Origin of the sequence: Blastococcus sp. LR1, assembly GCF_020166105.1 — a bacterium.
In the GTDB taxonomy this organism is placed as follows: Bacteria; Actinomycetota; Actinomycetes; order Mycobacteriales; family Geodermatophilaceae; genus Blastococcus.
The window spans coordinates 188,267-215,076 of sequence record NZ_JAIUJY010000007.1 but is presented as its reverse complement, the minus strand read 5'-3'; the positions used below and the strand labels follow the sequence as shown (position 1 = coordinate 215,076).

The window sequence follows — 26,810 nt, the reverse complement described above, 5'->3', positions numbered from 1 at the left end:
CTCAGACCGCGTGCGTCTGGAGCCAGAGCTCGAGGAGCCCGAGCTGCCAGAGCTTGTTCCCCCGCAACGGCGTGAGCTCACCGTTGGGGTCGTCCAGCAGTTCCCGCACGTACTCCGGACGGAACATCCCCCGGTCGCGGGCGGCGTCGCTGGACAGCGCGTCCTTCACCAGCCCCAGGACCTTGCCCTCGAGGTGGGTGATCGCCGGCACCGGGAAGTAGCCCTTCGGCCGGTCGATGACCTCCGGCGGGATCATCCGGCGTCCGATCGCCTTGAGCACGCCCTTGCCGCCGTCGGCCAGCTTGAGCTCCGGCGGGCACAGCGCGGCGAGCTCCACGAGGTCGTGGTCGAGGAACGGGACCCGGGCCTCCAGGCCCCACGCCATGGACATGTTGTCCACGCGCTTGACCGGGTCGTCGACGAGCATGATCTCGCTGTCGAGACGCAGGGCGGCGTCCACGGCGGTCTCCGCGCCGCTCGCCTCCATGTGCGCCCGGACGAAGGCCAGGCTCGGGTCCTCGGCCAGCGCGTAGCGGTCGGAGACCACCTTCGCCATCTGCGCGTGGTCGCGGTCGAAGAAGGCCTTGGCGTAGGTCTGCACCGCCTCCTCGCGGCCGACGCCGGCCAGCGGCGGGTACCAGTGGTAGCCGGCGAAGACCTCGTCGGCGCCCTGCCCGGACTGCACCACCTTGATCGTCTCGCTGACCCGCTCGCTGAGCAGGTCGAAGGCGACGGCGTCGTGGCTGACCATCGGCTCGGCCATGGCGCCGACCGCGTGCCCGAGCGCGCCGACCAGCTCGTCGGAGCTGACCCGGATGCGGTGGTGGTCGGTGCCGAACCGCTCGGCGATGACGTCGGAGTAGGCGAACTCGTCGCCCTCGCGCCCGCCGACGGACTCGAAGCCGATGGAGTAGGTCGCCAGGTTCTTCTGCCCCTCCTGCGCGAGCAGGCCGACGATGAGGCTGGAGTCCAGCCCGCCGGAGAGCAGCACGCCCACCGGGATGTCGGAGACCAGGCGGCGGCGGACGGCGACCCGCAGCGCCTCCTCGATCGCGTCCTCCCAGTCGCGGGCGGACCAGTTCGCGTGCTCGGCGCGGCGCTCGTAGGTGGCGTTCCAGTAGCGGTGCTCGCGGGCGGTGCCGTCGGCCTCGATCACGCGCACCGTGGCCGGCGGGAGCTTCCGGACGCCGTTGAGGATCGTGCGCGGCGCCGGCACCACGGCGTGCCAGCTCAGGTAGTGGTGCAGGGCTACCGGGTCGACGGAGGTGTCGACGCCGCCGGCCTTGAGCAGCGCGGGCAGGGTCGAGGCGAACCGGAGCTTCTTGCCCGGGGTCTCGGCGAGGTAGAGCGGCTTGATGCCCAGCCGGTCGCGGGCCATGACCACGCGACCGGTGTCCCGCTCGGTGATGACGAAGACGAACATCCCGTGCAGGTGCTTCACCACGTCGACGCCCCAGTGGTGATAGCCCTTGAGGATCACCTCGGTGTCGCTGTGCGAGAAGAACCGGTAGCCGTGGCCCTCGAGCTCGGCGCGCAGCTCCTGGTAGTCGTAGATGCAGCCGTTGAAGACCGCGGTCAGGCCCAGGTCGTTGTCCACCATCGGCTGCGAGCCGCAGGTGGAGAGGTCGATGACCGAGAGCCGGCGGTGCCCGAAGGCGATCCGCCCGTTGCTCCAGGAGCCCTGACCGTCCGGACCGCGCGGCACCAGGGCCTGCACCATCCGGTCGACCGCAGCCGTGTCCGCCATGGTCCCGTCGAACGTGATCTCGCCGCAGAGGCCGCACATACAGAACGATCTAACCCTCTCGGCGGTGTTCACACCCGCCCAGGGGCAAGATCACACGGTGTTAACACGTGTTCCACGTGGAACGCCGCTCAGTCGGCGGTGACCCTCCCGACCGCCGCCACGACGTCCACCAGGCCCGCACCCTTGTCGAAGGACGTCACCCGGCTGCCCACGGTCGCGTAGGGCGCGCCGTCGGCGTAGCGGTACGCGGTGCCGGTGAGCGCCGCCTCGATCTCGGCCGGGCTGGCGGTCGGGTCGGCCTGGAACAGCTGGGCGACGATGCCGGCGATGTGCGGCGCGGCCATCGACGTCCCGCTGATCGTGTTGAAGGTGCCGAGGTCCAGCGGTCCCGGGCCGTTGCGGAAGTCCAGGCCGGTCGCGCAGATCGGCAGGTACGGGCGGCAGGCCGAGGTGATGTTCTCGCCGGGAGCGGAGAGGTCCGGCCAGGTGGAGGGGTCGGCCGCCGCGCCACGCGAGGAGTACTCGCTGACGACGCCGTCCCGGGTGCCGGTGTCCTGGTCGAACGACGAGGCGACCGACAGGATGCCGCCGGTCGGGTCCTGGCCGGGCGGGTTGGTGAGCGAGGCCGAGCCGTCGCCGCCGTCGTTGCCGGCCGCCCAGACGGTGACGACGCCCTCGGCGGCGAGCGCCCGCTGCAGCTTCACCGTCGCCGAGTTCGGGTCGAACTCACCGCCGCCGCTCGGGCCGTAGCTGTTGTTGGTCACCTTGATCGGCGGGCAGACGTCGGCAGGGACGCCGGCGCCGCAGGGGGCCTCGTGGTTCTCCAGCACCCAGTTCAGCGCCGAGTCCGCGCCCACGATCAGCAGCACCGCCCCGGTGGAGATCGACACGAGGCTCGCGCCGGGCGCCGCGCCCTGGAAGGCGCCGCCGTCGGTCAGCGTCGTCGGCCGCCCACCCACGATGCCGCTCACGTGCGTGCCGTGGCCGCCGACGGCGAGGGTGTCGGTGTCGACGAACCCCGGCACCGGGACGACGCAGTCGGGGGTGGTGCTGGTCTCCAGCAGGCAGAGGCTCTTCAGGTTGGCGACCACGGCACTGCTGCCGTCGGCGTTGCGGAAGTAGGGGTGTTTCGGGTCGATCCCGGAGTCGATGACCGCGACCGAGACGCCGCTGCCGTCGAGCGGCTGCCCGTTGGCGCCGGTGAGGGTGGCCGCCGCCTCGGCGCCGCGGGTGGCCTGGTTCGAGGTCTCCTGGGTGAACTCAATGGGGGTGTTGCCCTCGAGGTAGGTCACGCCGGGGCGCGCGCGGGCCGCCTCGATCTGCGCGGCGGTGCCCGAGGCGACCGCGACGCCGATCCGCTCGTACTCGGTGACCGGGCGCATGCCCGTCCCGGCGACGGCGGCGCGGGCGGCGGCGATGTCGGTGCCGTGCACCATCACCGTGGTGCGGCCGCTGAGCGTCTCGAGCTGACCGGCCAGGAAGTCTTGGACGGGAGCGAGCGAGCCGCCGGGAGCGGCCTGAGCGGGGGCGGCGAGGAGGGCGCCGGCGACCACCGCGCCCGACACCACCCCCAGCAGACGACGGGACGCGCGGGTCATGGCTCTCCTCGAAGGGCACGACGATGTGTGCCGTGTCTCAACGAGCGACTTCCCGCCGGGTTACCCGCGGGTACGAATCAGCGGGCCGGCCGACTCAGCCGTAGTAGAGCGCGATCGGCTTCCCGTCGATCTCCCGGACGTCGACGGTGGTGTCGTAGACGGCCTTCAGCACCTCGGGCCGCATGATCTCCCGCGAGGAGGCGTCCGCCACGACGGCGCCGTCCCGCATGGCGACGATCCGGTCCGACCAGGTCGCCGCGAAGTTGATGTCGTGCAGGACGGTGACCACCCGCTTGCCGAGCTCGTCGGCCATCCGGCGGACCAGCCGCATGATCTCGGTCATGTGCCGCAGGTCGAGGTTGTTCAGCGGCTCGTCGAGCAGCACGTACTTGGTGTCCTGCGCCAGCACCATCGCGATGAACGCCCGCTGGCGCTGCCCGCCGGAGAGCTCGTCGAGGAACCGGTTCCGGTAGGCGTCGAGCTCGAGGTAGTCGATGGCGCGTTCGATGTGCTCGCGGTCCTCCATGGTCAGGCGGCCCCGGGAGTGCGGGAAGCGGCCGAACTCGACGAGGTCGTGCACGGTCAGGCGTGCGGTGAGGTGGTTGTCCTGGCGGAGCACCGCGAGGGTCTTGGCCAGGTCGGCCGACGGCGTCGTCGAGATGTCCAGACCGCCGACGGTGACGCGGCCCGCGTCGGGCTTGAGGAGGCGGCCGACGAGGCCGAACAGCGTGGACTTCCCGGCGCCGTTGGGGCCGATGAGCGCCGTCACGCCCTCACCGCCCAACGTGAGCGAGACGTTGTCGACCACCGTCACGCCGTCGTAGCGCTTGGTGACGTTCTCGAGCGCGATCATCGCGCCCCCCTCCGGAGCACGAGGTACAGGAAGAAGAGCCCGCCGGCGAAGTCGATGACCGTCGACAGCGTGCCGCCGAGGCCGAAGATCCGCTCGAGGATCAACTGGCCGCCGAGCAGGCAGACCATTCCGAGCAGGACGGCGGTGGGCAGCGTCCACACGTGGCGGAAGGAGCCGGCGTAGGAGTAGGCGAGGTTGGCGACGATGAGGCCGAAGAACAGGATCGGCCCGACCAGCGCCGTCGAGGCGGCGATCATGACCGAGACGCCGAGGAACAGCACCATCACGACGCGGCGGTGGTCGATCCCCAGGCCGACGGCGGTCGGCTCGCCGAGGGTGAGCACGTCGAGGGTCCGCCGCAGCGGCACGATCACGGCGCAGCCGAGGGCGACGAGGACGGCGCTGAGGCCCAGCAGCAGCTCGTCCGGCCGGGTCAGCGAGGCGAACATCGCGTCGGAGAGCACCTGGAAGTCCAGCGGGTCGAGCATCCGCTGCATCCACTCGGTGAAGCTGCGGAAGAACGTGCCGAGCACGATGCCGACCAGCAGCATCAGGTGGATCGAACGGCGCTTGCCGCCGAACAGCCAGGTGAAGAGCAGGACGCTGAAGGCGACCATCACCACGACCTGGACCAGCCACAGCGTGACCTCGTCGACCGCCAGGAACGCCGCGGACCCCGACACGAACACGATGACCGTGGAGATCAGCACGTAGAAGGCGTCGAACCCCATGATCGCCGGTGTCAGGATCCGGTTCTGCGTGATGGTGTGGAAGACGACCGTGGAGACGCCGACCGCCGTCGAGACGACGAGCATCGCGGCGACCGTGAGGCTGCGCTTCTCCAGCGCGAAGGCCAGCGAGCCGGGGACGTCGGAGAACAGGTAGACGACGACCAGGCCGAGGACGACGGCGCCGAGCAGGCCGATCCGGAACCCGGGGCGCGCCCAGGCGGCGACGAGCCGGGAACGGGCCGCAGCGGGCGCGGACGGCGTCGTCGTCGGAGGGATGTCAGTGAGCACGGCTCCTCCCCCGGAGCAGCAGCCAGAGGAACAGCGCGGCGCCGACGACGCCCACGATGACCGACAGCGGGATCTCGTAGGGCATGCGCACGGTGCGGGCGAGCAGGTCGCAGGCGAGCACGAAGACGGCGCCGATGCCGGCGACCCAGGGGATCGCGCGGCGCACGTTGTCCCCGATGATCAGGCTGACGACGTTGGGGACGACCAGCCCGAGGAACGGGATCATGCCGGCGGTGACGAGGACGGCGGCGGTGATCACCGCGATGATCACCATGCCGACGGCGACCACCCGCTGGTAGTTCAGGCCCAGGTTGGTGGCGAACTCCTCGCCGAGGCCGATCACGCTGAACCGGTCGGCGGCGATCCACGCGACGACGACCATGAGCCCGGCGATCCAGAGGAACTCGTACCGGCCCGCCATGATCGTGGCGAAGCTGCCCTGGGACCACTGCCCGAGGGACTGCAGGAGGTCCAGGCGGTAGGCGAAGAACGTCGTGACCGCGCCGACGACGCCGCCGAGCATGATGCCGACCAGCGGGACCAGCACCAGCTGGCGGACCGGGACGACGCGCACCACCCGCAGGAACACCCAGGTGCCGAACAGCCCGAAGGCCGCGGCGACACCCATCTTGCCGACGACGGCCAGCCCGGGCAGGAAGACCATCGTGACGAGCATGCCGAGCGTCGCGAACTCGCTGACGCCGGTGGTTCCCGGCTCCACGAACTTGTTGCGGACCAGCATCTGCATGATCAGCCCGGCGATGCCGAGCGAGGCGCCGACCAGGACGATCGCGACCGTCCGCGGGATCCGGCTGGTCACGAGCAGGAACGCGGCGTCGCTGTCCGCCCCGCCGGTCAGGACCGACACGGGGGAGACGTCGGAGACGCCGACGAACAGGCTCGTGAGGCCCAGGACCGCCAGCAGCACGCCGACGAGCACCCCCACCCAGGTGCGGCGGGAAGGCCGCGCGAGGGAGGGGGTGCTCGTCAGGGGTCGGTCGAGCGCTGTCACCAGGTGTCAGGCGGTGCGCTCGGCGAGAGGTGCCATGGTCAGCCGGCGATCTGCTTGACGTCGTCGATCATGATCTTGGTGGTGTCGATGCCACCGAAGACCACGTACCAGGCGACCGGGTCGAGGTAGACGATCTGGTCCTCCTGGGCGGCCTTCGTCTTCTTGACGATCTCGTTGTCCAGCACGGCCTCGGCCGACTGGGTGCCCTCGCCGGTCGCGGCGTCGCGGTCGACGACCCAGAGGTAGTCGGGGTTGGTCTCGAGCAGGAACTCGAAGGAGACCGGCTCGCCGTGCGTGGCGGCCTTGATGTCCTCGACGGCGGGCTCGACGCCGAACGCGTCGTAGATGAGGCCACCGCGGGCGGCGCGGGCGTCGGAGCCCTTGCCGGCCGGCGCCATCGCGCTGAGCTCGCCGCCGGCGACCATCAGACCCAGGCCGGTGCCGGCGTCGGCCGTGGCGGCCTTCGCCTCCTCGATGCCCTTTCCGACCTCGGCGATCGCGGCGGCGGCCTCGTCCTCGGCCCCCAGGACCTCGCCCAGGAAGGTGGCGTTCCGCTCGAGGGTCTCGGTGTAGGTGCCGCGCAGGCCGAGGTCGACGGTCGGCGCGATCTCGCTGAGGTCCTCGTACAGCGCGGCGGAGCGGCCACCGATGATGATCAGGTCGGGCTGCTGGGACTCGACCTCGATGAGGTCGGCCTCGAAGAGCGTGCCCACGTTGTAGGCGTCGTCGGCCAGGTACTTCTCCAGGTAGTCCGGCACGGACTCCAGCGGAGCACCGGACACCTCGCCACCCAGCGCACCGATCGTGTCGAGGCTGGCCATGTCGAAGACGACGATGTTCTCGGGGTTCTTCGGGACGTCGACCGAGGTCTCCTCGAGCTCGGGCTCGGCCTCCTGGTCGCCGGCGTTGAGGTTCCGGTCCCAGCTGAAGCTGACGGTCTCGGCCGCGGCGTCCCCGCCCTCGGCGTCGGCGTCGGCGTCACCGCCGCAGGCGGAGAGCGCCAGGGCGGCGGCCACGGTGAGGGAGAAGGCGGCCATCGGCCGGGACGCGGTGCGCATGGTGCTCCTGGGGAGTGAAGGTAGGCAGCCCTTAGTAAGGCCTGCCTAAGGTGCCACACCGCCCGCGGAAGGGGAACACCGGGTCTCGGCCGTCCCAGCGCGTGGAACGATCCCGCCCGGGGCAGGGACGGTCCATGCGCACCCGCACGCTCCGCGACCTGACCGTCTCCGCCCAGGGCCTGGGCTGCATGGGGATGAGCGACTTCTACGGCTCCCGCGACGAGGACGAGGCCCTCCGCACGATCCACCGGGCCCTCGAGCTCGGGGTCACCTTCCTGGACACCGCGGACATGTACGGCCCGAACACCTTCGGGCGGCTGGTGGGCCGGGCGATCGCGGGCCGTCGCGACGACGTCGTCGTCGCGACGAAGTTCGGCAACGAGCGGCGCGAGGACGGCTCCTTCGTCGGCATCAACGGCCGCCCCGAGTACGTGCACAGCGCGTGCGACGCCTCGCTCCAGCGCCTCGGCGTCGACGTCATCGACCTCTACTACCAGCACCGCGTGGACACCACGGTCCCGATCGAGGACACCTGGGGAGCCATGGCGGAGCTGGTGCAGGCGGGCAAGGTCCGGCACACCGGCATCTCCGAGGCCGCCCCGGAGACGATCCGCCGCGCGCACGCGGTCACTCCGCTCTCCGCCGTGCAGACCGAGTACTCGCTGTGGGCCCGCGACCCGGAGGACGACGGCGTGCTCGCCACCTGCGCCGAGCTCGGCATCGGCTTCGTCGCCTACTCGCCCCTGGGGCGCGGGTTCCTGTCCGGGCAGATCCGGACCCCCGAGGACATCCCGGTCGGCGACTACCGCCGCTCCGACCCCCGGTTCCAGGGGGAGGCGTTCGAGCGCAACCTGGGGCTCGTCGAGCGGGTGCGGGAGATCGCCGAGGAGAAGGGCGCGACCGCGGGGCAGCTGGCGCTGGCCTGGGTGATGGCGCAGAGCGGGCGGGACGGGAACCCCGAGCTCGTGCCGATCCCGGGCACGAAGCGGGTGAGCTACCTGGAGGAGAACGCCGCGGCCGCGGACCTGGCGCTGACCGACGACGACCTGCGCCGCATGGACGAGGCGGCGCCCGCCGGAGCGGCCGTGGGCGACCGGTACGCGGACATGTCCAGCGTCCACCGCTGAGCCTCCGGACGGGGCCGCTGCGGCGGCGGGAGAAGATGGGCGGGTGCAGACCTCGCTCGTCGTCGCCCTGACGGTCGTCGCCGGGGTGGTCACCCTGCTGGGGATCGCCTCGACGCTCGCCCGCCGGCAGATCGGTCTGGCGCACCTGGCCGGTGCCGGAGTGCTCGAGGCGCTGCTCGTGGTGCAGGCCGTCGTCGCCGCGGTGGCGATGGCCGGCGGGGACACCCCCGCGGACACCCCGACGTTCCTCGGCTACCTGGTCGGCGCGCTGCTGATCCCCGTGGCGGGGGTGCTCTGGTCCCGGACCGAGCCCACCCGCTGGGCGGGGACCGTGCTGGCCGTCGCGGCCGCGGCGGTCGGGGTCATGGTCTGGCGGCTGCTGCAGCTTTGGGAGGCCACCGGTGCGTGACCGCTCGGCCCTGGGCCCGGCCGCGGAGAGCTCGGACGGCGCCTCGGGCGGCCCGGCCCGCGTGCTGGTCGTGCTCTACGCGATCTTCACGCTGGCCGCCGGCGCCCGGGCGACGGTGCAGCTGAGCACCCGGTTCGCCGACGCGCCCGTGGCGTACCTGCTCTCGGCGCTGGCCGCGGTCGTGTACCTGGTCGCGACGATCGGGCTGGTCCGGGGTGGCCGCGCCGGACGGCGCACGGCGCTGGTCGCCATCACCGTGGAGTTGGTCGGCGTCCTGGTGGTGGGCACGCTGTCGCTCGTCGATCCGGCCGCCTTCCCGGACGAGACCGTGTGGTCGGGCTACGGGCGGGGCTACGTGTACGTGCCGCTGGTGCTGCCGGTGCTCGGGCTCCTGGTGCTGCTGCGCCGGCGGGCCGGCGACCGGGAGGGGTGACCGGCCCGCCGGGTCAGAAGTCGCCACCCCCGAAGTCGCCACCCCCGAAGTCGCCACCGCCGTCCCAGCCGCCGTCGGCGCCGCCCGCGAAGTCGCCACCGGGATCGCCGCCGTAGTCCCCGTCGGCCCCGGCGCCGTCCTCGTAGCCGGCCGCGTACGCCTCCTCGTCGCCGCCGCCGAACAGGCCGCCGTCGCCCAGGCCGGTGTCGAAGAGCGCATCGGCGACCGCGGTGCCCACCACCAGGCCGCCGATCGTGCCGAGCATGCTGCCGCCGATCATCCCGCCCATGCCCATGCCGCCGCCGAAGCCGCCGCCGTACCCGGGGCCGTAGCCGGATCCGTAGTTCGGGCCGTAGCCGCCGCCGTAGCCGGGGCCGTAGCGGCCGGGGCCCGGCCCGAAGGCCTGCTCCATGAACCCGGGGCGGCGCATCTCCGCCCGGGTCGCCGCCCGGGCCAGCGAGCGGGGGTCGTCGCCCTGCGCGTGCTCGCCTGCCTCCCCCAGCTGGGACAGCACCTGCCGCCGCTGCTCGGAGGTGAGCTGGGCGAAGGCCTCGGCGTGCGCCTCCTCGATCTGGTCCGGCGGCGCCGTCCGCAGCAGGTAGCGGTAGCGCTCGAGCGCCTGCTCGTCGGCGGAGCGCGGCTGCCGGGGCGCGGAGGAGCCGTACCCCTGGCCGTAGGCCGGGGCGTAGCCGTCGTCGTAGCCCGGGTCCGCGTAGCGGTCCTTGCGCCGCCGGCGGCCGAAGATCAGGTCGAGCAGTCCCATCGCGCACCTCCTCGCATGCGGGCGCGACGGACGCGCCCGCACCCCCGGTGCCCCGGAAGGCGGGCGCGGAATCGTGCGTCCTCAGCCCTCGCGGGTGTGCAGCAGCCCGTACGCGCCGCGGTGGAAGAGCAGCGGACGCCGCTCGGCGGAGGCGCCGAGGTCGAGGACCCGGGCGACGACGATCGTGTGGTCACCGCCGTCGTGCTCGGCGTACAGCTCGCCGTCGATCCAGGCGATGACGCCGTCGAGCACGGGGGAGCCGTGCGGGCTGGGCGTCCACGGCACCCCGGCGAACTTGTCCACGCCGGAGCGGGCGAAGTTCTGCGAGACGTCGTCCTGGCCCTCGGCGAGGACGTTGACGCAGAACCGGCCGATCTCGCGCAGCCGCGGCCAGGTCCGGGACGTGCGCGACGGGGCGAACGCGACCAGCGGCGGGTCCAGCGAGAGGGAGCTGAACGACTGGCAGGTGAAGCCGATCGGCCCGTCGGGGGTCTGGGCGGTCAGGACGGTGACGCCGGAGGCGAAGTGACCGAGCACGTCCCGCATGAGCCGCGGGTCCACGATCCGCGGCGTCTCCTCGGCGGTCACGCCTGCGCCTCGGCGCCGCGCGGGACCGAGCGGCCTCCGGCGCGGTACAGCGAGCTGGGCAGCTCGCGGCCCACCTGCTGCTCGGTCACCCGGGCCGCGGCGAGCACGGCGTCCAGGTCGATGCCGGTGCGGACGCCGGACTCCTCGAGCAGGTAGACCAGCTCCTCGGTGGCGATGTTGCCGCTCGCGCCGGGCGCGAAGGGGCAGCCGCCGAGGCCACCGACGGAGGCGTCGAGCTGGGTGACCCCCGCCTGGACGGCGGCGAGCGCGTTGGCCTGGCCGGTGCCGCGGGTGTCGTGGAAGTGCACGCCCACCGGCACGCCCGGGCAGGCGCGGCGGACGGCGCCGAGCAGGGTGACCACCCGCAGCGGCGTCGTCGTCCCGATCGTGTCGCCGAGGCAGAGCTGGTCGGCTCCGGCGGTGACCGCGGCGCGGGCGACGTCGACGGTGCGGGCCACCGCCGTGCGGCCGTCGAAGGGGCAGTCCCAGGCGGTGGCGATGATGACCTCGAGCGAGCCGCCGGCGCCGTGCGCGAGGGCGGCCACCTCGGAGACGGCGGCGACCGCCTCCGCGGTGCCCCGCCCGGCGTTGGCCCGGCTGTGGCTGTCGGAGGCGGAGACGACGTACTCCAGGTCGGCGACCCCGGCGTCCACGGCGCGGACGGCGCCCCGGGCGTTGGCCACGAGGGCCGACCAGTGCACCTCCGGCCAGCGGGCGAGCTCGGCGGCCACCTGGTCGGCGTCGGCGAGCGCGGGAACGGCCTTCGGCGAGACGAACGACGTCGCCTCGATGCGGCGGACGCCGGTGGCGACGAGCGCCTCGAGCATCGCCAGCTTCCCGGCCAGCGGGACCGGGGCCTCCAGCTGCAGCCCGTCGCGCATGCCGACCTCGCGGACGTCGACCGTGGCGGGCAGCACCAGGTCGAACTCGAACATCTGCGTCTCCTCGATCCGTCGCGGGTACCCGCATCCTGCACCTCGGTCGTTCGTTCGCCCGATCAGGCGTCTCGGAACGGGCGGAACCGGTCCGGGGAGCAGATCGTCAGAGGTGTCCCGCAAGATGGTTGCAGCATGGGAGGTGGGCAGTGACCGAGGTGGTGGACGCGCTGCCCCCGGCGGACCGGCGGAGCGCTTTCGCCAACGCGCCGATGGGCATCGCGCTGACGACGCCCGAGGGCGTGCTCGTCGACGTCAACCCGGCGCTGTGCGCCATGGTGGGCCACTCCGGCGAGGAGCTGCACGGCACGTCGGTCATGGCGCTGGTGCACCCGGACGCGGCCGGTGCGGCCCGTGAGGCACACCTGACGCTCACCGCCGAGCCCGACCAGCCCATGCGGCACGAGACCCGCCTCATCCGGGCGGACGGCGCGGACGTGCCGGTGCAGATCACCGCGTCCTGGGTCCCGGAGACGGCCGACGGCCAGGCGGCGCACCTGGTGCTGATCGTCGAGGACATCACCGAGCGCAAGGCGCTGGAGGCGCAGCTGGTCCACCGCTCGCTGCACGACCCCCTGACGGGCCTGCCCAACCGGCTGCTGTTCCACGACCGGCTGCGGCACGCCCTCGACCGGGGGCACCGGGAGAACACCCCCACCAGCGTGCTGGTGATCGACCTGGACGGGTTCAAGGCGATCAACGACGAGCTGGGTCACCCCATGGGCGACCGGGTGCTCGTCTCCTTCGCCGACCGGCTGCGCTCGGTGCTGCGGGCCAGCGACACGGCTGCCCGGCTGGGCGGCGACGAGTTCAGCATCGTCTGCGAGAACACCCAGAAGGCCGACGCCCAGGCGCTCGCCGAACGGCTTCGGACCACGGTGACCGAGCCGCTCGAGCTCGAGGACGCCCGGGTTCCGGTGGGCATCAGCATCGGGATCGGCTTCGCCCGCGGCGGCGAGGCCCCCGACGAGGTCTACGAGCGCGTGGTCCGGGCCGCCGACGACGACATGTACGCCGACAAGTCCCGCCGGCGCCCCACCGCCCGCCGCTGAGGCAGCGCGCTCAGAACGGCGCGGCGTCGACCCATCCGGTGACCGCCCTGAGGCGGGCCAGCACCGCCGTGACGATGGGCAGCGGGCAGGCGATGAGCACGAAGATGCCGGCGCCGAGCTGGTCGTCGCGGTCCAGGGCGATCAGGGCCACGAGGAAGGTCAGGACGAGGACGACCACCGCGGCCACGGCCGACCAGAAGAGCACGGAGGCCGACCGGCGCTGCAGCAGCTGGACCCCGCCGGCGATGAGCCCCGCCGCGCACGGCAGGCCCAGCCCGAGCATCCGCATGGCCGGGTCGCCGTCGGCGCTGAACGAGGCCAGGAGCATGACCAGGCCGCCCAGCGCGGCGAACCCACCGGTGACGAAGCCGAGCACCGCGGCGGCGGTGGCGGATCCGGGGCGCCCCGGCCCGTGCGGCCACGTGGCCTGCGCCCAGCCGGGCGCCGCCCAGCCGGGCTGGCCGTAGGGCTGGGGGTACGGCTGGCCGTACTGGGGCTGGCCGTACGGGGGCTGCCCGTACGAGGGCTGGCCGTACGAGGGCTGGCCGTAGTAGGGCTGTCCGTAACCCGGCTGCGGTTGCTGGGGCTGGCCGTACTGGGGCTGGCCGTACTGGGGCTGGCCGTGGGCAGGCTGACCGCCGCCGTCCGCCGGCGGTGGACCCCACTGCTGACCGTCCGTCATGCCGCCAGTCTGCCCGGGAACGGCGTGTCACCCGAGGACGACACGGCCGTTCTCACCCGTGCGGGCGGCTCATCCGCCGAGGGCCGCCGTCACCACCGCGCGCGCCTCCTCCTGGACCCGGGCCAGGTGCTCGGGGCCGGAGAAGGACTCGGCGTAGACCTTGTAGACGTCCTCGGTGCCCGACGGCCGCGCGGCGAACCAGGCGTTCTCCGTGACCACCTTGAGCCCGCCGAGCGCGGCGTCGTTCCCGGGCGCGCGGGTCAGCTTGGCGACGATCGGCTCGCCGGCCAGCTCGGTGGCGGTGACGGCCTCGGGGGAGAGCTTGCCCAGCGCCGCCTTCTGCTCGCGGGTGGCCGGGGCGTCGATGCGGGCGTAGGTGGACTCGCCGTGGCGCTCGGTCAGCTCCGCGTGCAGCTGCGAGGGGGACCGGCCCGTCACGGCCTGGATCTCGCTGGCCAGCAGCGCCAGCAGGATGCCGTCCTTGTCCGTCGTCCACACGCTGCCGTCGCGGCGCAGGAACGACGCCCCGGCGGACTCCTCGCCGCCGAAGCCGACCGAGCCGTCGAGCAGGCCCGGGACGAACCACTTGAAGCCGACCGGCACCTCCACCAACGTGCGGCCCAGGCCCGCGACCACGCGGTCAATCAGCGACGAGGAGACCAGCGTCTTGCCGACGGCGACGTCGGCGCCCCACTCCGGGCGGTGGCTGAACAGGTAGTCGATCGCGACGGCGAGGAAGTGGTTCGGGTTCATCAGCCCGCCGTCGGGGGTGACGATGCCGTGCCGGTCGGAGTCGGCGTCGTTGCCGGTGGCGATCGCGTAGTCGGCGCGCTTGCCGATCAGCGAGGCCATGGCCGACGGCGACGAGCAGTCCATCCGGATCTTGCCGTCCCAGTCCAGCGTCATGAACCGCCACGTGGGGTCGACCAGCGGGTTCACGACGGTGAGGTCGAGGCGGTGCCGCTCGGCGATGGCGCCCCAGTAGTCCACGCTGGCGCCGCCGAGCGGGTCGGCGCCGATGCGGATCCCCGCCTCGCGCACGGCATCCAGGTCCAGCACGTTCGGCAGGTCGTCGACGTAGTCGCCGAGGAAGTCGTGCTGGTTCGCCTGGGCCCTGGCCCGCGGAAAGGGGATGCGGCGGACGCCGTCGAGGCCGGCGCGGAGCAGCTCGTTCGCGCGGTCGGCGATGACCTTCGTGGCGTCGGTGTCAGCGGGGCCGCCCGACGGCGGGTTGTACTTGAAGCCGCCGTCGCGGGGCGGATTGTGCGACGGGGTGACGACGATGCCGTCGGCGAGGCCCGTGCGCTTGCCGCCGTTCGCCCGCAGGATCGCGTGGCTGATCGCCGGGGTCGGCGTGTACCGGTCGGCGGCGTCGACCAGGACCGTCACGTCGTTCGCGGCGAGCACCTCCAGCGCGCTCGCCCAGGCCGGCTCGGAGAGGGCGTGGGTATCGCGGCCGAGGAAGAGCGGGCCGTCGTAGCCCTGGGCCGCCCGGTACTCGCAGATCGCCTGGGTGGTGGCCAGGATGTGCGCCTCGTTGAAGGCGGCGTCGAACGCCGATCCGCGGTGCCCGCTGGTGCCGAACGCGACCTGCTGCGCCGGGTCGGCCGGGTCGGGCTCCCGCGTGTAGTAGGCCGTGACCAGCGAGGCGACGTCGATCAGGTCGCTGGGCTGGGCGGGCTGTCCGGCGCGGGCGTCGCTCATGCGTCGATCTTCGTGCCGCCGGGCCCCGCTCCGCGACCCGGCCTCACCCGATGGGCCGACTCCGGCGGTCGGGCCGGATCGTCGGTCCCCGCCCGTAGCCTGGACGCGTGCTCGGCGACTGGCGGGAGATGGTCACCGACGCGGCGTTGGCCGACGCCGTCGGCGCCGACGTGCTCGACCGGGCCCGGCCGTACGCGGCCCGCAGCGTGCTGGACGTGCGGCTGACCGAGGACGGCCGGCGGCTGACGGGGTTCGTCCAGGGCGGCGCGCCGACGCCGTACCGGACCACCGTCGTGCGCACCGACGGCGGCCGGGTCGGCTGGGCCGCGGCGTGCACGTGCCCGGTGGGCGACGACTGCAAGCACGCCGTGGCCGTGCTGCTGCACCTGCAGTCGGACATCCAGCGCGCGGCGGGGGGGTCCCGGCTCCAGCGCGCGGCCACCCGCACCTGGGAGCAGGAGCTCGCCGAACTGGTCTCCGCCGCCGACCGGTCGGCGCCCGCGACCGTGCCGGTCGCACTGCAGTTCGAGCTGGTCGAGCCCGAACCCGGGCGGAGCCGCCCATCGATCGCCGCGCCGGGCAGCCGGCAGCGGCTGGTCCGGCTGCGCCCGGTGGTGCCGGGCAAGCGCGGGCAGTGGGTGCGCTCCGGGATCTCGTGGCGGCAGCTGCAGTACGACAACAGCCGGGCCGGCTGGGATCCGGCGCACGTGGCGGCGATGCGCGCGCTGCACGCCACCCACCAGGCGGCGCGCAACCAGTTCTACTCGTACGCCCCGGTCGACGTGTACCTGCACGAGTTCGGCCCCGGTCTGTGGCGACTGCTCGCCGAGGCGGTGGCCGACGGCGTCCCCCTGGTCACCGCCGACCGGACGCCCCGCCCGGTGGTGCTCGCCCCGGACGGCGCCGACGTCGCCGTCGACCTGCGCGCCGACGGCGGGAGCACGGAGCTGTCCGCAGTCCTGCGGATCGACGGCCGCGCGGTCGATCCGGGAGCGCTCTCCTTCCTCGGCATGCCACCGCACGGGGTGACGGTGGACGGGCCGCCCCGCGACCAGGGGCCCGAGAGCGCCCCCGGGCTGGTGCTGGCGCGCCTCGGCTCCCCCGTGCCGCCCCCGCTGGCCGGTCTGGTGGCCCGGGGCGGGGGGATCACGATCCCGGCCGACGACGTCGACCGCTTCCTGCGGGACTGGTACCCGGGGCTGCGGCAGGCGGTCCCGGTCATCTCCGCCGACGGTTCGGTCGAGCTGCCCGAGGTCCTCCCGCCGGCGCTGGCCACCGAGGTGCGATATCCCGGCGACGCCACAGTCTGCGTGGTGTGGTCGGTGCGGTACGGCCCCGACCGGGAGTTCGCCCTGCACGCACCGGGCGGCGCGGGGGACGGCCGCGATCCGGTCGCCGAGCAGCAGCTGGTGGAGGCGCTGCCCAGGTCGGTGGGCGGGCTGCCGGAGCTGTGGACGCCGGAGGGCCGGCTGGCCGGGAGCGTCGAGCTGAGCGGCCTGGAGGCGTTGGAGTTCACGACCGAGGTCCTCCCCGCCCTGCGCGGCGATCCCGCCGTCGACGTCACCGTGGTGGGCACGCCCACGGACTACCGGCAGAGCACGTCCGCGCCGCGGATCAGCTTCGCCGCCCGCGACACCGGCGAGTCCGACTGGTTCGACCTGGGCGTCTCCGTGAGCATCGACGGCCAGACCGTGCCGTTCGAGACGCTGTACAAGGCGCTCGCGGCCGGGCGCACCCGGCTGGCGCTGATCAGCGGCACCTGGTTCTCCCTGCAGCGGCCGGAGTTCGAGCAGCTGCGCCTGCTGATCGAAGAAGCCCGGGACCTGCGCGACGTGCCCGGCGACGGGGTGCAGGTCAGCCGCTTCTCCGCCGGGCTGTGGGAGCAGCTGCTCGGGCTGGGCGTGGTGGAGGAGCAGAGCGAGCGCTGGACCCGCGAGGTGCGGGGGCTGATCGACGCCGAGCACGCCGAACCGCCGCCGGTGCCGGCCGGGCTCGCCGCCGAGCTGCGCCCGTACCAGCACGAGGGGTACGGCTGGCTGGCCTTCCTCTGGGACCACCGGCTGGGCGGGGTGCTCGCCGACGACATGGGGCTGGGCAAGACCCTGCAGACCCTCGCCCTGCTGGCGCGGGCGCACGAGGCCGGCGACCTCGACGAGGCGCCGGTGCTGGTGGTGGCGCCGACCAGCGTCGTCTCCACGTGGGCCCGGGAGGCCGCCCGGTTCGCCCCGGGGCTGCAGGTGGCTGTCGTCGACGAGACCGAGCGGAAGGCGGGCACCGCGTTGCACCGCCGGATCGCCGGCGCGCACGTCGTCGTCACCTCCTATGCGCTGTTCCGCATCGACGAGGACGCCTGGACGTCGCAGCCGTGGCGGGCGCTGGTGCTCGACGAGGCGCAGTTCGTGAAGAACCACCAGGCCCGCACCTACGCGTGCGCGCGCCGGCTGCCGGCGCCGGTGAAGCTGGCGCTGACCGGAACGCCGCTGGAGAACAGCGTGATGGACCTCTGGGCGCTGATGTCGATCGTGGCGCCCGGGCTCTTCCCCGACCCGGGGCGGTTCACCGAGCACTACCGCATCCCGATCGAGCGGGACGGCGACGCGGAGAAGCTCGCGACGCTGCGCCGGCGGATCCGCCCGCTGGTGCGCCGGCGGACCAAGGAGATGGTCGCCGCGGAGCTGCCGCCCAAGCAGGAGCAGGTGCTCGAGGTGGTGCTCAACCCGAGGCACGAGAAGCTGTACCAGACCCACCTGCAGCGGGAGCGCAGCAAGGTGCTCGGCCTGGTCGAGGACATGTCGAAGAACCGGATGACGATCTTCCGGTCGCTGACCCTGCTGCGGCAGCTGAGCCTCGATCCCGTGCTGGTCGACCCGGCGTACGGCGACGTGCGCGCCAGCAAGACCGACGCCTTCCTGGAGCACCTGCGCGAGGTGGTCGCCGAGGGCCACCGGGTGCTGGTGTTCAGCCAGTTCACCCGCTACCTGGGCAGCATCCGGGACCGGCTGACCGCCGAGGGCATCGACTGGGTGTACCTGGACGGCCGCACCCGCGACCGGGACGCCCGGGTGCAGGAGTTCCGCACCGGGAGCGCCCCGGTGTTCCTGATCAGCCTCAAGGCCGGGGGGTTCGGGCTGACGCTCACCGAGGCCGACTACGTGTTCGTGCTGGATCCGTGGTGGAACCCGGCGAGCGAGGCGCAGGCCGTCGACCGGGCGCACCGGATCGGTCAGGACAAGACGGTGATCGTCTACCGGCTGGTCGCGGTCGGCACCATCGAGGAGAAGGTGATGGAGCTCAAGGCGCGCAAGCAGGCGCTGTTCTCCCGGGTCGTCGACGACGGCGCGCTGGCCTCCGGTGCACTCACCGCCGACGACGTCCGCGGCCTGTTCGGGTAGCCCGCTTCAGCCGGCCCGCCGCGGCTCGCCGCGGTAGGTGCCGAACTGCCAGAGGTTCCCCTCCGGGTCACGGGCGGCGAAGTCCCGCGAGCCGTGGTCGGTCTCGTAGGGGGGCCGCAGGATCTGCGCTCCGGCGGTCACCGCGCGGGCGTGCACCGCGTCGGGGTCGGCCGTGACGACGTAACAGGCGGCGGCGCCGGCCACGGCAGGCCATGGGTCGTCGGGGTCGTCCTTCACCGAGCCGAACATCACCCCGCCGCCCTCGGGCCAGCTGAGCTGGGCGTGGTCGACCCGGTCGCCCTCGCCGTAGACGGCGGTCTCCTCGAAGCCGAAGGCGTCGACGAGGAAGCGGATCAGGGCGCGGGCGTCGCGGACTCGGAAGGCGGGCCAGACAGTGGGCGGGGGAGTCGTCATGCCGGGGAGAGTGCCGCGTCGAGGGCGGCGGTGTCTTGGACGTATCCGAACTCCGCGGCCAGCCACCGGGTGGGGGAGAGACCGGAGAACGCGCGCCACTCGCGGGTCAGGTGCGCCTGGTCGGCGAAGCCCCCCGCCGCCGCGAGCCCGGCCAGGTCGGCGGGGCGGCCGGCGCTGATCCGGCCCGCCAGCGCGCGGCGTGCGTGGTCGAAGCGCACCACGCGGGCGGCCTCCTTGGGTCCCAGCCCGGTCTCGGCGCGGAACCGCTGCTGGAGGTGGCGGGGGGACCAGCCGATGCGGGCGGCGACGTCGTCCACCCGGAGCCGGCCGGCCGACGCCGTCGTCAGCCGCCAGGCCTCGGCGACCCCGGCGGGGAGCGCGTCATCGCCCAGCCGGCGCAGCAGCCCGGCCTCCAGGACCGCGAACCGCCCGGTCCACCCCGGTGCCGCGCGGACCCGGTCGACCAGCTCCGCGGCACCCCGGCCGAGGAGGTCGGCCAGGTGGACGTCGGTCGAGGCGAGCGCACCGGCGGGCACCCCGAGCAGCGCCCGCGCGCCGGCCGGGGTGAGCGAGAGCTGGATGCCGGCCTGTCGACCGGGGTGGACGATCCGCGCCGGCCGCGTGTGCAGGCCGCCCACCAGGGCGTCGAAGCTGCCCGGCGCCTGCGCGGGGTCGGGGTGCGCGGCCATCACGAGCGGCTCGTCGAGGGTCAGTACCAGCGTCAGCCAGGGGGAGGGCAGGCCCAGGTGCTCTCCCGGCGGGAAGCCCTCGTGCGCGTACCCGACCGCGGCGGCGACGTACGGCCGCAGCGCCGGGTGCGGGCGGTGCACCACCGACTCCTGCCGCATGCCCGCAGGATGGCAGCGGGCGGCTCCGACCTCCAGAGGCTGCGGTGCGCGCCGCACCACTCTCCGGGTCCGCGGCCTGCGCTTTGGCCACTGAACCCGGTCTGACCTGCGGTTTTGTCGTACCCCCGCTTTACGCTCGGGTTGTCGATGGAGATCTTTCCGGAAGGGGCGTGGGCCATGTCCGAGCTGCGCTCCGCCCTCGATGACCTGGCGGTGATCGACCTCGACGAGCTGTCCAGCGATGCCGTGCTCGATCTGGTCGGCGAGCTGACGGTCACGGCGAACCGGGTGGCCGCGGCGCTGACCTCCGCTGTCCGGGCGGCCGACCGGCGGGAGGCCTACACGCGTGACGGCGCCGTCTCGATGATGGCCTGGCTGCGCGGCAGTTGCCGGATGGCTCCGGAGGAGGCGACCGCCACGGTGTCCACCGGACGTCGACTCGAACAGCTCCCGCAGACCGCGGCCGCCTTCGCTGACGGGGCGATCAGTGCCGCGCACGCTCGGATCATCACCAAGGCGATGACGCCGAAGCGGCTGGCCAAGGCGGCAGAAGCGGGTATCGATCTGAATACGACCGACGGCATCCTTGCTGCCCTGGCCCGCGCGACGGCTCCGAAAGAGACCGCCCGCGGCGTGCAGGCGTGGGTCGCCGGCGTTGATCCCGACGGCACGCTGGACGATGCCGCCGACGTCCGCCGACGGTTCACCATGGCCTCCGGCCTGGACGGGCGCGTATATGTGCGCGGCGAGCTCGACCCCGTCGGCGGCGAGTACGTGCACACGGCCCTCGCTGCAGCGATGAACGGTGACCGGCCGGCCGGCGACACCCGATCCCATGCGGAACGACAGGCAGATGCGCTGGTCGCGCTGGCCCGTGCGGCCCTCGACGGCGGCGGGCTGCCGACCGTCCGCGGCGAGCGGCCGCACGTCCGGGTCACCATCGACTTGATGGCGCTGTGCGCCGAGCGAGGCGCCGCTGGCTTCTCGGGCGGTTCCCTGGGTTGGGCCGGTCCGATCAACCCGGAGACGGCGCGACGGCTGGCCTGCGACGCCGGCGTCGCCCGCGTCATCACGGGCCCGAACGGACTTCCGCTCGATGTCGGCCGTGAGCAGCGCGCACCCTCCACGGGGATCCGGCGGGCCGTCGAGATCCGCGACGAGCACTGCGTCTTTTCCGGCTGTGACGCCCCGCCCGAGTGGTGCGACTTCCACCATGTCGTGCACTGGGCGCACGGAGGACCCACGAGCTGCGACAACGGCGCTCTCCTCTGCGAGCGGCACCACACCTGCTGTCACGAAGGCGGCTTCACCATCCGCCGGGACCCCGGCACCGGCATCTGGCACACCTACCGGCCGGACGGAACCGAAGTCCTCAGTCGCGCCGGCCCCTGATCGGTTGCCAACGAGTTCACGCGCCTCGCGGGGCGTACATGATCACCGCGACGCCGACGAGGCAGATCAGCGCGCCCACGACGTCGTACCGGTCGGGCCGGAACCCGTCGACGACCATGCCCCAGGCCAGCGAACCCGCGACGAAGACACCGCCGTAGGCGGCGAGGATCCGGCCGAAGTTCGCGTCGGGCTGCAGCGTGGCCACGAACCCGTAGAGCCCCAGCGCGATCACGCCGGCACCGATCCAGGCCCAGCCGCGGTGCTCGCGCACGCCCTGCCACACCAGCCAGGCGCCGCCGATCTCGGCCAGCGCCGCGAGCGCGAACAGCGCCAGCGACCGCGCGACCGTCACGACTCGACCTGGGCCAGGAACCGACGCACGGTCTCCAGGAAGATCTCGGGCTGCTCCGAGTGCACCCAGTGCCCGGCGTTCTTGACCCGCACCAGGCGGGTCAGCGGGAACAGCTCGTCCATCCGCGGTCGGTCGCCGTCCAGCACGTAGTGGCTGTTCGCACCCGCGATCCAGAGCACCGGACCGTCGTAGGTGGCCCCGGGCGGCGGGTCGGGGAAGCGGCGCAGCTCGCCGAGGTCGCGGGCCAGCAGGTCGAGGTTCAGCCGCCAGCGCCATCCGCCGTCGGCGCCCACCCCGTCGCGGACCAGGCTCTGCAGCAGGAAGCTGCGCACCATCCGGCTCGGCACGGCGGCCTTCAGCGCCGCGTCGGCGTCGGCCCGGCTCTCCAGCGACTCCAGGTCCACCGCCCGCATCGCGGCGATGAACTCCTCGAAGGGGGAGGCCTCCTCGTCGGCGTCGTCGGTCCGCCCGCCCTGGAGCGGGTACTCGACCGGCGCGATGTCGACGACGACCAGCGCCCGCAGCAGCTCCGGCCGGCGCAGCGCCAGCTGCATCGCGACCTTGCCGCCCATTGAGTGCCCGACCAGCGTGGCCGGCTCGCCGAACGACTCGAGCTCCTCGGCGACCAGCTCGGCCATGTCCAGGTAGTCGACGCGCTCGGTCCAGGGGGAGTGGCCGTGGTTGGGCAGGTCGAGCAGCGTCACTCGGTGGTTCTCCGCCAGGCCCTTGGCGATCGTCGTCCAGTTCTTGCCCTGGCCGAACAGCCCGTGCACGAAGACGACGCGGGGGCCTGCCTCCCCGAGGGTGCGCGCGGCCAGGCGCTCGTCGGCGCTCATCTCCTCGGTCACCCGGCGATTCCACCAGACGACCTGTCCGTACCGCGGCTTACCGTGCCGGGGACGAGGGGGAGTACCGACGCATGCCAGGACGACGGCGCCGCACGAGCACGACCAGCCGCAGCACGAGCACCACCGCCAGGAGCACCACAGCCAAGAGCACGACCGCCAAGAGCAGCACGACCCGCGCCCGGAAAGCGGCACCGAGGAAGAGCACGGCGAAGAAGGCCGCGTCCGAGCTGCCCACCGCCGGCCCGGGGGAGCGCGTCTGGGTGCTCGCCGTGCCCTTCCGCGCCCCGGCGCCCGGCGCGACCTGGCACCCCGGCCTGCAGGCGACCGTCTGGGTGGGCCGCTCGCTGCCGCCGGAGCTCGCCCCGTACGACCCGCCGCCCTACAGCCTGGAGCGCTTCCTCGAGGACGAGCTCAACGAGACGCCCCGGCCCCTGCCGGTCACGCCTGCCCTGGTGCCGCGGGAACCGCAGGAGACCGGCGCCGCGGTGGTGGCCGCGCATGCAGCCGCCGGTGGCCGGGTCTTCCTGCTCGGCGACGACCCCGGCGTCGGCAAGACGGGCACCGCGATCCTGGCCGTCCACGAGATCGCCGCCCAGCGACCGGTCCGGACCGTGCTGGTCATCGCCGACCGGCCCGCCGCGATCACCATTCCGCACTGGTCCCGTTCGATCGCCGGCTTCGGCGACGGCGGCCTGCGCTGGTGCGTGACCACCTGGGACCGGCTGGGCAAGGTGGCGAAGCTGACGTTCGACGTCGTCGTCGCCGACGAGGCGCACATGGTCCGGCACACCACCACCCAGCGGTGGAAGCACTGGAAGGCCGTCTCCGGCGCCGCGCGGGTCAAGGACACCCCGTACGTGCTCGCGGCAACCGCGACTCCCGCGCACACCCCGCTGGAGCTCCCCTACCTGGCGCCGGAGTTCGCCGCCCGGCACGCGGAGTCGATCAAGGAGTGGGCCGACCTGCCCAAGGCGCTGGAGCGGCATCGGTTCCACGTGGAACGTGGTCGCTACGGCTGGCAGTGGACCGAGGACCCCGACGCCCGCCGCGCCGACCTCGGCCGCCTGCAGGGCTGGCTGGCCGACGCCGATCCCCCGGCGACCCTGCACCGCCCCGCGCCCTGGGGCCCGGTGTCGGTGACCGGGACGCCGGTCCTGCTCACGCCCGCCGAGCGCGCCGCCTACGAGGCGGAGTGGTCGGAGTTCCGCGCGGAGATGCAGCTGGCACGGCGGGCCCGGCAGAGCGCGAAGGGCCGGGCGGCGCTGCTGCGCTTCCGGCAGAAGGCCGGGCTGATCCGGGTCCAGGCCACCGTCGACTGGGTGAAGGCGCAGGTGGAGGCGGAGCGGCAGGTCGCCGTCTCGGTCGAGTTCGTGGAGACGGCGGCCGACCCGATCCGGGAGGCACTGCTCGACGCCGGCATCCCGGTCGCCGGCATCTACGGCCGGGACCGCTTCGACGTCGAGGCCGAGCGGCTGCGCTTCCAGCGGGGCGACGCGATGGTCTGCGTCTTCACCGTGACCGCCTCGATCAGCCTGCACGCCGGCGAGCTGCTCCCCGACGGGTCGAACGCGTCGGAGACCCCGCGGGTGGGCCTGTTCCACCAGCCGCGGTTCTCCGGCATCCAGGCCCGGCAGGTCACCGGCCGCACGCACCGCGACGGGAAGACCTCCCCGTGGCGGATCGCGTTCGCCGCCGACACCGTGGAGGAGCAGGTGGCGAAGGTGATGGTCGAGCGGCTGGCCGTCAGCGGCTCCACCGCGGGCGCCGACACCGCCTCGCTGCAGGAGATCGCCGAGCTCCTCGACGCCGACTGGCTGCCGGCGGCGGCGCTCACGGAGGGCTGAGGCCCCAGCGGTCAAGGGGGTTCAGCGGGCTCAGCGCAGCGCGCGCCCCACGGCGACGGCGCGGGTGTCCGGCGCGGCCACCCGCGCCGCGTCGGCCGCCTGGTCGTCCGGGGCTGCCTGCGAGGCCCGCTCCGCCTCCACGCGGGCGCGGTAGCTGGCCACCTCGTTGGCGACCCGTTCGCCGTCCCAGCCCAGGACCCCGGCCACCGCCTTCGCGACCGCCTCGGCCGAGTCGACACCGCGGTGCGAGGTCTCGATGGAGATGCGGGTGCGCCGGGCCAGCAGGTCGTCCAGGTGCAGCGCGCCCTCGTGGCCGGCACCCCACACCATCTCGACCATCAGGTACTCCTCGGCGCCGGGCACCGGCTCCAGCAGGGCCCGGTCGTCGTCGGCCAGCGCCAGCACCTCCGGCGCCAGCGACCCGTACCGGTTGAGCAGGTGCTCGGCGCGGAACCGGGCGATCCCCCACCGCTCGGCCAGCACGTCGAGCCGGTTCACCATCGCGGCGTAGCCCTCCGCCCCGACCAGCGGCACGTGCTCGGTGACGCTCGGCGGCACCCGCCGGGTCACGTCCTGCGCGACGGCGTCCACGGCGTCAGCGGCCATCGGCCGGTAGGTCGTGTACTTGCCGCCCGCCACCGCGATGACGCCCGGCATGGGGCGCGCGACCGCGTGCTCGCGGGAGAGCTGGCTGGTCGACTCGCTCTCCCCGGAGAGCAGCGGCCGCAGCCCTGCGTAGACGCCGGTGATGTCGTCGTGGGACAGCGGCACGGTGAGCACCTCGTTGACCCGGGCGAGGATGTAGTCGATGTCGGCCCGGCTGGCCGCGGGGTGGGCCTTGTCCAGGTTCCACTCGGTGTCCGTCGTCCCGACGATCCAGTGGCTCCCCCACGGGATCACGAACAGCACCGAGGTCTCGGTGCGCAGGATCAGCCCGGCCTCGCCGTTGATCCGGTCCCGCGGGACGACGATGTGCACCCCCTTGCTGGCGCGCACGTGGAACCGGCCCCGGCCACCGACCAGCGTCTGGAGGTCGTCGGTCCACACCCCGGTGGCGTTGACGACCACCTCGCTGCGGACCTCCACCTCCTGGCCGGTCTCCACGTCGCGCACGCGGGCGCCCACGACCCGGCCGCCGGCGTGCAGGAACGAGACGACCTCGGCGGAGTTCAGCACCGTCGCGCCGTAGCGGGCCGCGGTGAGGACGACGCCGAGCGTGTGCCGGGCGTCGTCGGCCTGCGCGTCGTAGTACCGCACCGCCCCGACCAGCGCCTCCGGCCGGAGCGCCGGGAACAGCTTGCGCGCCCCGGTGCGGGTCAGGTGCCGCTGCGGCGGCATGGGCGTCGACAGCGCGCCCATCCGGGCCAGCCCGTCGTAGAGCGCGAGCCCGGCGGTGACGTAGGGCCGCTCCCACATGCGGTGGGTCAGCGGATAGAGGAAGGGCACCGGCTTGACCAGGTGCGGCGCCAGGCGGGTGACGTTGAGGTCCCGCTCGTGCAGGGCCTCGCGCACCAGACCGAAGTCGAACTGCTCGAGGTAGCGCAGCCCGCCGTGGAACAGCTTGGACGATCGGGAGGATGTCCCGCTGGCGAAGTCGCGGGCCTCGACGAGCGCCGTGCGCAGGCCGCGGGTCGCGGCGTCCAGCGCCACGCCGGCCCCGGTCACCCCGCCGCCGACGACGAGCACCTCGAAACGGCCTTCGGCGAGCTCCGCCCACGCCTGGGCGCGCTGCTCCGGGCCCAGCACGGGAACTGCGGTCATGCGACACCTCCGGGGGGTCGCTGCCCACGGTAGGCCGGACGGCACCGGTCCGGCGAGAGCCCATCGACGCCGACCGGCGTCCACGGCCGATCCCATTGCCGCGCCTCACCGGCTGTGACTACGGTCACAGGACCAGGCCGATCCGGATATCCGCCCACGGACCCTCCGGGAAACCGCAGCACCACCGACGAGGAGGAGGACCGGCGTGGAGTCCGTCGGCCTGTGGACAGTCTTCGGCAGCGAGGTCGTCGGCACGTTCTTCCTGATCCTGCTCGGCGTCGGCGTGGTCGCCAACGTGACGCTGGCCAAGACGTACGGCAACGGCGGCGGCATCATCACGATCGCCTTCGGCTGGGGTCTGGCCGTCTTCGCGGCGGTGTACGCGGCGGCCAGCTCCGGGGCGCACATCAACCCCGCCATCACCGCGGGCCTGTGGGCCAGCGGCGCCGACGAGTACGCCCCGGGCGTCCCCGTCACGTGGGGCTCGACCGCCGTCTACGTGGTCGCGCAGCTGCTGGGCGCCTTCCTCGGCGCCGTCGGGGCGTGGGCCGCGTACCGCCGGCACTACGACGACGCCGAGAACGAGACCGGCGCCGCCCTGGGCACGTTCTCCACCAACGCCGCGATCCGCAGCATCCCCGACAACCTGGTCACCGAGATCCTGGGCACCTTCGTGCTGGTCTACATCGTGCTGCGGTTCGGGGACACGCCCACCGAGGTGGGCCCGCTGGCGGTCGCGCTGCTGGTCGTCGGCATCGGCGTCTCGCTCGGTGGCCCGACGGGCTACGCCATCAACCCCGCGCGCGACCTGGGTCCGCGCATCGCGCATGCCGTGCTACCCATCCGGGGCAAGGGCAGCAGCAACTGGGGCTACTCCTGGGTGCCCATCGTGGGTCCGCTCGTCGGTGCCGTCCTGGCCGGCCTGTTCTCCCACGTCTCCATCTGACGCCGTCCGCCCCGCTCCGCTCCCGAGAAGAGG

The 26,810-nt window shown here is 73.5% G+C and carries 25 protein-coding genes; 8 read left to right on the top strand and 17 right to left on the bottom strand.

Annotated features, from left to right (window positions below; genetic code table 11):
• Position 1 precedes the first annotated feature (1 nt).
• The 6 genes from LBW97_RS19565 to LBW97_RS19540 form a co-directional block, all read right to left on the bottom strand.
• A complete protein-coding gene (locus LBW97_RS19565; RefSeq protein ID WP_224501044.1) occupies positions 2 to 1,786 on the bottom strand; it encodes an N-acetylglutaminylglutamine amidotransferase in 1,785 nt (594 codons plus the stop codon).
• Between the two features lie 89 nt (positions 1,787 to 1,875).
• A complete protein-coding gene (locus LBW97_RS19560; RefSeq protein WP_224501043.1) occupies positions 1,876 to 3,345 on the bottom strand; it encodes a S8 family serine peptidase in 1,470 nt (489 codons plus the stop codon).
• A 94-nt stretch (positions 3,346 to 3,439) separates the two neighbouring features.
• Positions 3,440 to 4,198: an ABC transporter ATP-binding protein gene (locus tag LBW97_RS19555; RefSeq protein ID WP_224501042.1), complete on the bottom strand. Its 759-nt coding sequence runs from the start codon at positions 4,196 to 4,198 to the stop codon at positions 3,440 to 3,442.
• The gene (locus LBW97_RS19550) at positions 4,195 to 5,217 is read right to left on the bottom strand and encodes an iron chelate uptake ABC transporter family permease subunit (protein ID WP_224501041.1); all 1,023 of its coding nucleotides are present in this window, start codon (positions 5,215 to 5,217) and stop codon (positions 4,195 to 4,197) included. The genes LBW97_RS19555 and LBW97_RS19550 overlap by 4 nt, the downstream gene beginning before the upstream one ends.
• Positions 5,207 to 6,229 carry an ABC transporter permease gene (locus tag LBW97_RS19545; RefSeq protein ID WP_224501040.1) on the bottom strand — a complete coding sequence of 341 codons (1,023 nt, stop codon included), beginning with the start codon at positions 6,227 to 6,229 and terminating at the stop codon, positions 5,207 to 5,209. The genes LBW97_RS19550 and LBW97_RS19545 overlap by 11 nt, the downstream gene beginning before the upstream one ends.
• 38 nt (positions 6,230 to 6,267) lie before the next feature.
• Positions 6,268 to 7,287, bottom strand: a complete 1,020-nt coding sequence (locus LBW97_RS19540; RefSeq protein WP_224501039.1) for a siderophore ABC transporter substrate-binding protein — start codon at positions 7,285 to 7,287, stop codon at positions 6,268 to 6,270.
• Between the two features lie 134 nt (positions 7,288 to 7,421).
• On the opposite strand from LBW97_RS19540, the gene LBW97_RS19535 reads away from it, so the two are divergent.
• The 3 genes from LBW97_RS19535 to LBW97_RS19525 are packed head-to-tail and all read left to right on the top strand — an operon-like array spanning position 7,422 to position 9,256.
• Positions 7,422 to 8,414, top strand: a complete 993-nt coding sequence (locus LBW97_RS19535) for an aldo/keto reductase (RefSeq protein ID WP_224501038.1) — start codon at positions 7,422 to 7,424, stop codon at positions 8,412 to 8,414.
• Between the two features lie 43 nt (positions 8,415 to 8,457).
• A complete protein-coding gene (locus LBW97_RS19530; protein ID WP_224501037.1) occupies positions 8,458 to 8,823 on the top strand; it encodes a hypothetical protein in 366 nt (121 codons plus the stop codon).
• Positions 8,816 to 9,256 carry a hypothetical protein gene (locus tag LBW97_RS19525; RefSeq protein WP_224501036.1) on the top strand — a complete coding sequence of 147 codons (441 nt, stop codon included), beginning with the start codon at positions 8,816 to 8,818 and terminating at the stop codon, positions 9,254 to 9,256. Before LBW97_RS19530 ends, LBW97_RS19525 begins: the two co-directional genes overlap by 8 nt.
• 13 nt (positions 9,257 to 9,269) lie before the next feature.
• Here the strand turns inward: LBW97_RS19525 and LBW97_RS19520 are convergent, their stop codons facing one another.
• The 3 genes from LBW97_RS19520 to LBW97_RS19510 form a co-directional block, all read right to left on the bottom strand.
• Positions 9,270 to 10,019: a hypothetical protein gene (locus LBW97_RS19520; RefSeq protein ID WP_224501062.1), complete on the bottom strand. Its 750-nt coding sequence runs from the start codon at positions 10,017 to 10,019 to the stop codon at positions 9,270 to 9,272.
• A gap of 81 nt (positions 10,020 to 10,100) precedes the next feature.
• A complete protein-coding gene (locus LBW97_RS19515; RefSeq protein ID WP_224501035.1) occupies positions 10,101 to 10,607 on the bottom strand; it encodes a flavin reductase family protein in 507 nt (168 codons plus the stop codon).
• Positions 10,604 to 11,542, bottom strand: coding sequence for a hydroxymethylglutaryl-CoA lyase (locus LBW97_RS19510; protein ID WP_224501034.1), 939 nt, complete (start codon positions 11,540 to 11,542; stop codon positions 10,604 to 10,606). The genes LBW97_RS19515 and LBW97_RS19510 overlap by 4 nt, the downstream gene beginning before the upstream one ends.
• Positions 11,543 to 11,691: 149 nt before the next feature.
• Here LBW97_RS19510 and LBW97_RS19505 point away from each other — a divergent pair, with 149 nt between their 5' ends.
• Positions 11,692 to 12,594: a sensor domain-containing diguanylate cyclase gene (locus LBW97_RS19505; protein ID WP_224501033.1), complete on the top strand. Its 903-nt coding sequence runs from the start codon at positions 11,692 to 11,694 to the stop codon at positions 12,592 to 12,594.
• Between the two features lie 10 nt (positions 12,595 to 12,604).
• Here LBW97_RS19505 and LBW97_RS19500 read toward each other — a convergent pair whose 3' ends face one another.
• Both LBW97_RS19500 and pgm read right to left on the bottom strand, forming a co-directional pair.
• On the bottom strand, positions 12,605 to 13,276 hold the full coding sequence (locus tag LBW97_RS19500; protein WP_224501032.1) for a hypothetical protein: 672 nt from the start codon (positions 13,274 to 13,276) through the stop codon (positions 12,605 to 12,607).
• 69 nt (positions 13,277 to 13,345) lie between these two features.
• Positions 13,346 to 14,980, bottom strand: coding sequence for a phosphoglucomutase (alpha-D-glucose-1,6-bisphosphate-dependent) (gene pgm, locus LBW97_RS19495; protein ID WP_224501031.1), 1,635 nt, complete (start codon positions 14,978 to 14,980; stop codon positions 13,346 to 13,348).
• Positions 14,981 to 15,087: 107 nt separating this feature from the next.
• Between pgm and LBW97_RS19490 the strand changes: the two genes are divergently transcribed.
• Positions 15,088 to 18,372, top strand: coding sequence for a DEAD/DEAH box helicase (locus LBW97_RS19490; RefSeq protein ID WP_224501030.1), 3,285 nt, complete (start codon positions 15,088 to 15,090; stop codon positions 18,370 to 18,372).
• 6 nt (positions 18,373 to 18,378) lie between these two features.
• Here LBW97_RS19490 and LBW97_RS19485 read toward each other — a convergent pair whose 3' ends face one another.
• Positions 18,379 to 18,786, bottom strand: a complete 408-nt coding sequence (locus tag LBW97_RS19485; RefSeq protein ID WP_224501029.1) for a VOC family protein — start codon at positions 18,784 to 18,786, stop codon at positions 18,379 to 18,381.
• The gene (locus LBW97_RS19480; protein ID WP_224501028.1) at positions 18,783 to 19,634 is read right to left on the bottom strand and encodes a helix-turn-helix domain-containing protein; all 852 of its coding nucleotides are present in this window, start codon (positions 19,632 to 19,634) and stop codon (positions 18,783 to 18,785) included. Before LBW97_RS19480 ends, LBW97_RS19485 begins: the two co-directional genes overlap by 4 nt.
• A gap of 114 nt (positions 19,635 to 19,748) precedes the next feature.
• On the opposite strand from LBW97_RS19480, the gene LBW97_RS19475 reads away from it, so the two are divergent.
• The gene (locus LBW97_RS19475; protein ID WP_224501027.1) at positions 19,749 to 21,026 is read left to right on the top strand and encodes an HNH endonuclease signature motif containing protein; all 1,278 of its coding nucleotides are present in this window, start codon (positions 19,749 to 19,751) and stop codon (positions 21,024 to 21,026) included.
• Between the two features lie 16 nt (positions 21,027 to 21,042).
• On the opposite strand, the gene LBW97_RS19470 is transcribed toward LBW97_RS19475, so the two are convergent.
• Genes LBW97_RS19470 through LBW97_RS20545 form a run of 3 tightly spaced genes read right to left on the bottom strand, consistent with a single transcriptional unit; the run spans position 21,043 to position 22,461 of the window.
• Positions 21,043 to 21,378, bottom strand: a complete 336-nt coding sequence (locus tag LBW97_RS19470; RefSeq protein WP_224501026.1) for a YnfA family protein — start codon at positions 21,376 to 21,378, stop codon at positions 21,043 to 21,045.
• Positions 21,375 to 22,226 carry an alpha/beta fold hydrolase gene (locus tag LBW97_RS19465; RefSeq protein ID WP_224501025.1) on the bottom strand — a complete coding sequence of 284 codons (852 nt, stop codon included), beginning with the start codon at positions 22,224 to 22,226 and terminating at the stop codon, positions 21,375 to 21,377. Before LBW97_RS19465 ends, LBW97_RS19470 begins: the two co-directional genes overlap by 4 nt.
• A gap of 37 nt (positions 22,227 to 22,263) precedes the next feature.
• The gene (locus LBW97_RS20545; RefSeq protein WP_224501024.1) at positions 22,264 to 22,461 is read right to left on the bottom strand and encodes a hypothetical protein; all 198 of its coding nucleotides are present in this window, start codon (positions 22,459 to 22,461) and stop codon (positions 22,264 to 22,266) included.
• Between the two features lie 25 nt (positions 22,462 to 22,486).
• On the opposite strand from LBW97_RS20545, the gene LBW97_RS19455 reads away from it, so the two are divergent.
• Positions 22,487 to 24,070, top strand: a complete 1,584-nt coding sequence (locus tag LBW97_RS19455) for a helicase (protein WP_224501023.1) — start codon at positions 22,487 to 22,489, stop codon at positions 24,068 to 24,070.
• 30 nt (positions 24,071 to 24,100) lie between these two features.
• On the opposite strand, the gene LBW97_RS19450 is transcribed toward LBW97_RS19455, so the two are convergent.
• Positions 24,101 to 25,831, bottom strand: a complete 1,731-nt coding sequence (locus LBW97_RS19450; protein ID WP_224501022.1) for a glycerol-3-phosphate dehydrogenase/oxidase — start codon at positions 25,829 to 25,831, stop codon at positions 24,101 to 24,103.
• 205 nt (positions 25,832 to 26,036) lie between these two features.
• Between LBW97_RS19450 and LBW97_RS19445 the strand changes: the two genes are divergently transcribed.
• A complete protein-coding gene (locus LBW97_RS19445; protein WP_224501021.1) occupies positions 26,037 to 26,777 on the top strand; it encodes an MIP/aquaporin family protein in 741 nt (246 codons plus the stop codon).
• Positions 26,778 to 26,810 lie beyond the last annotated feature (33 nt).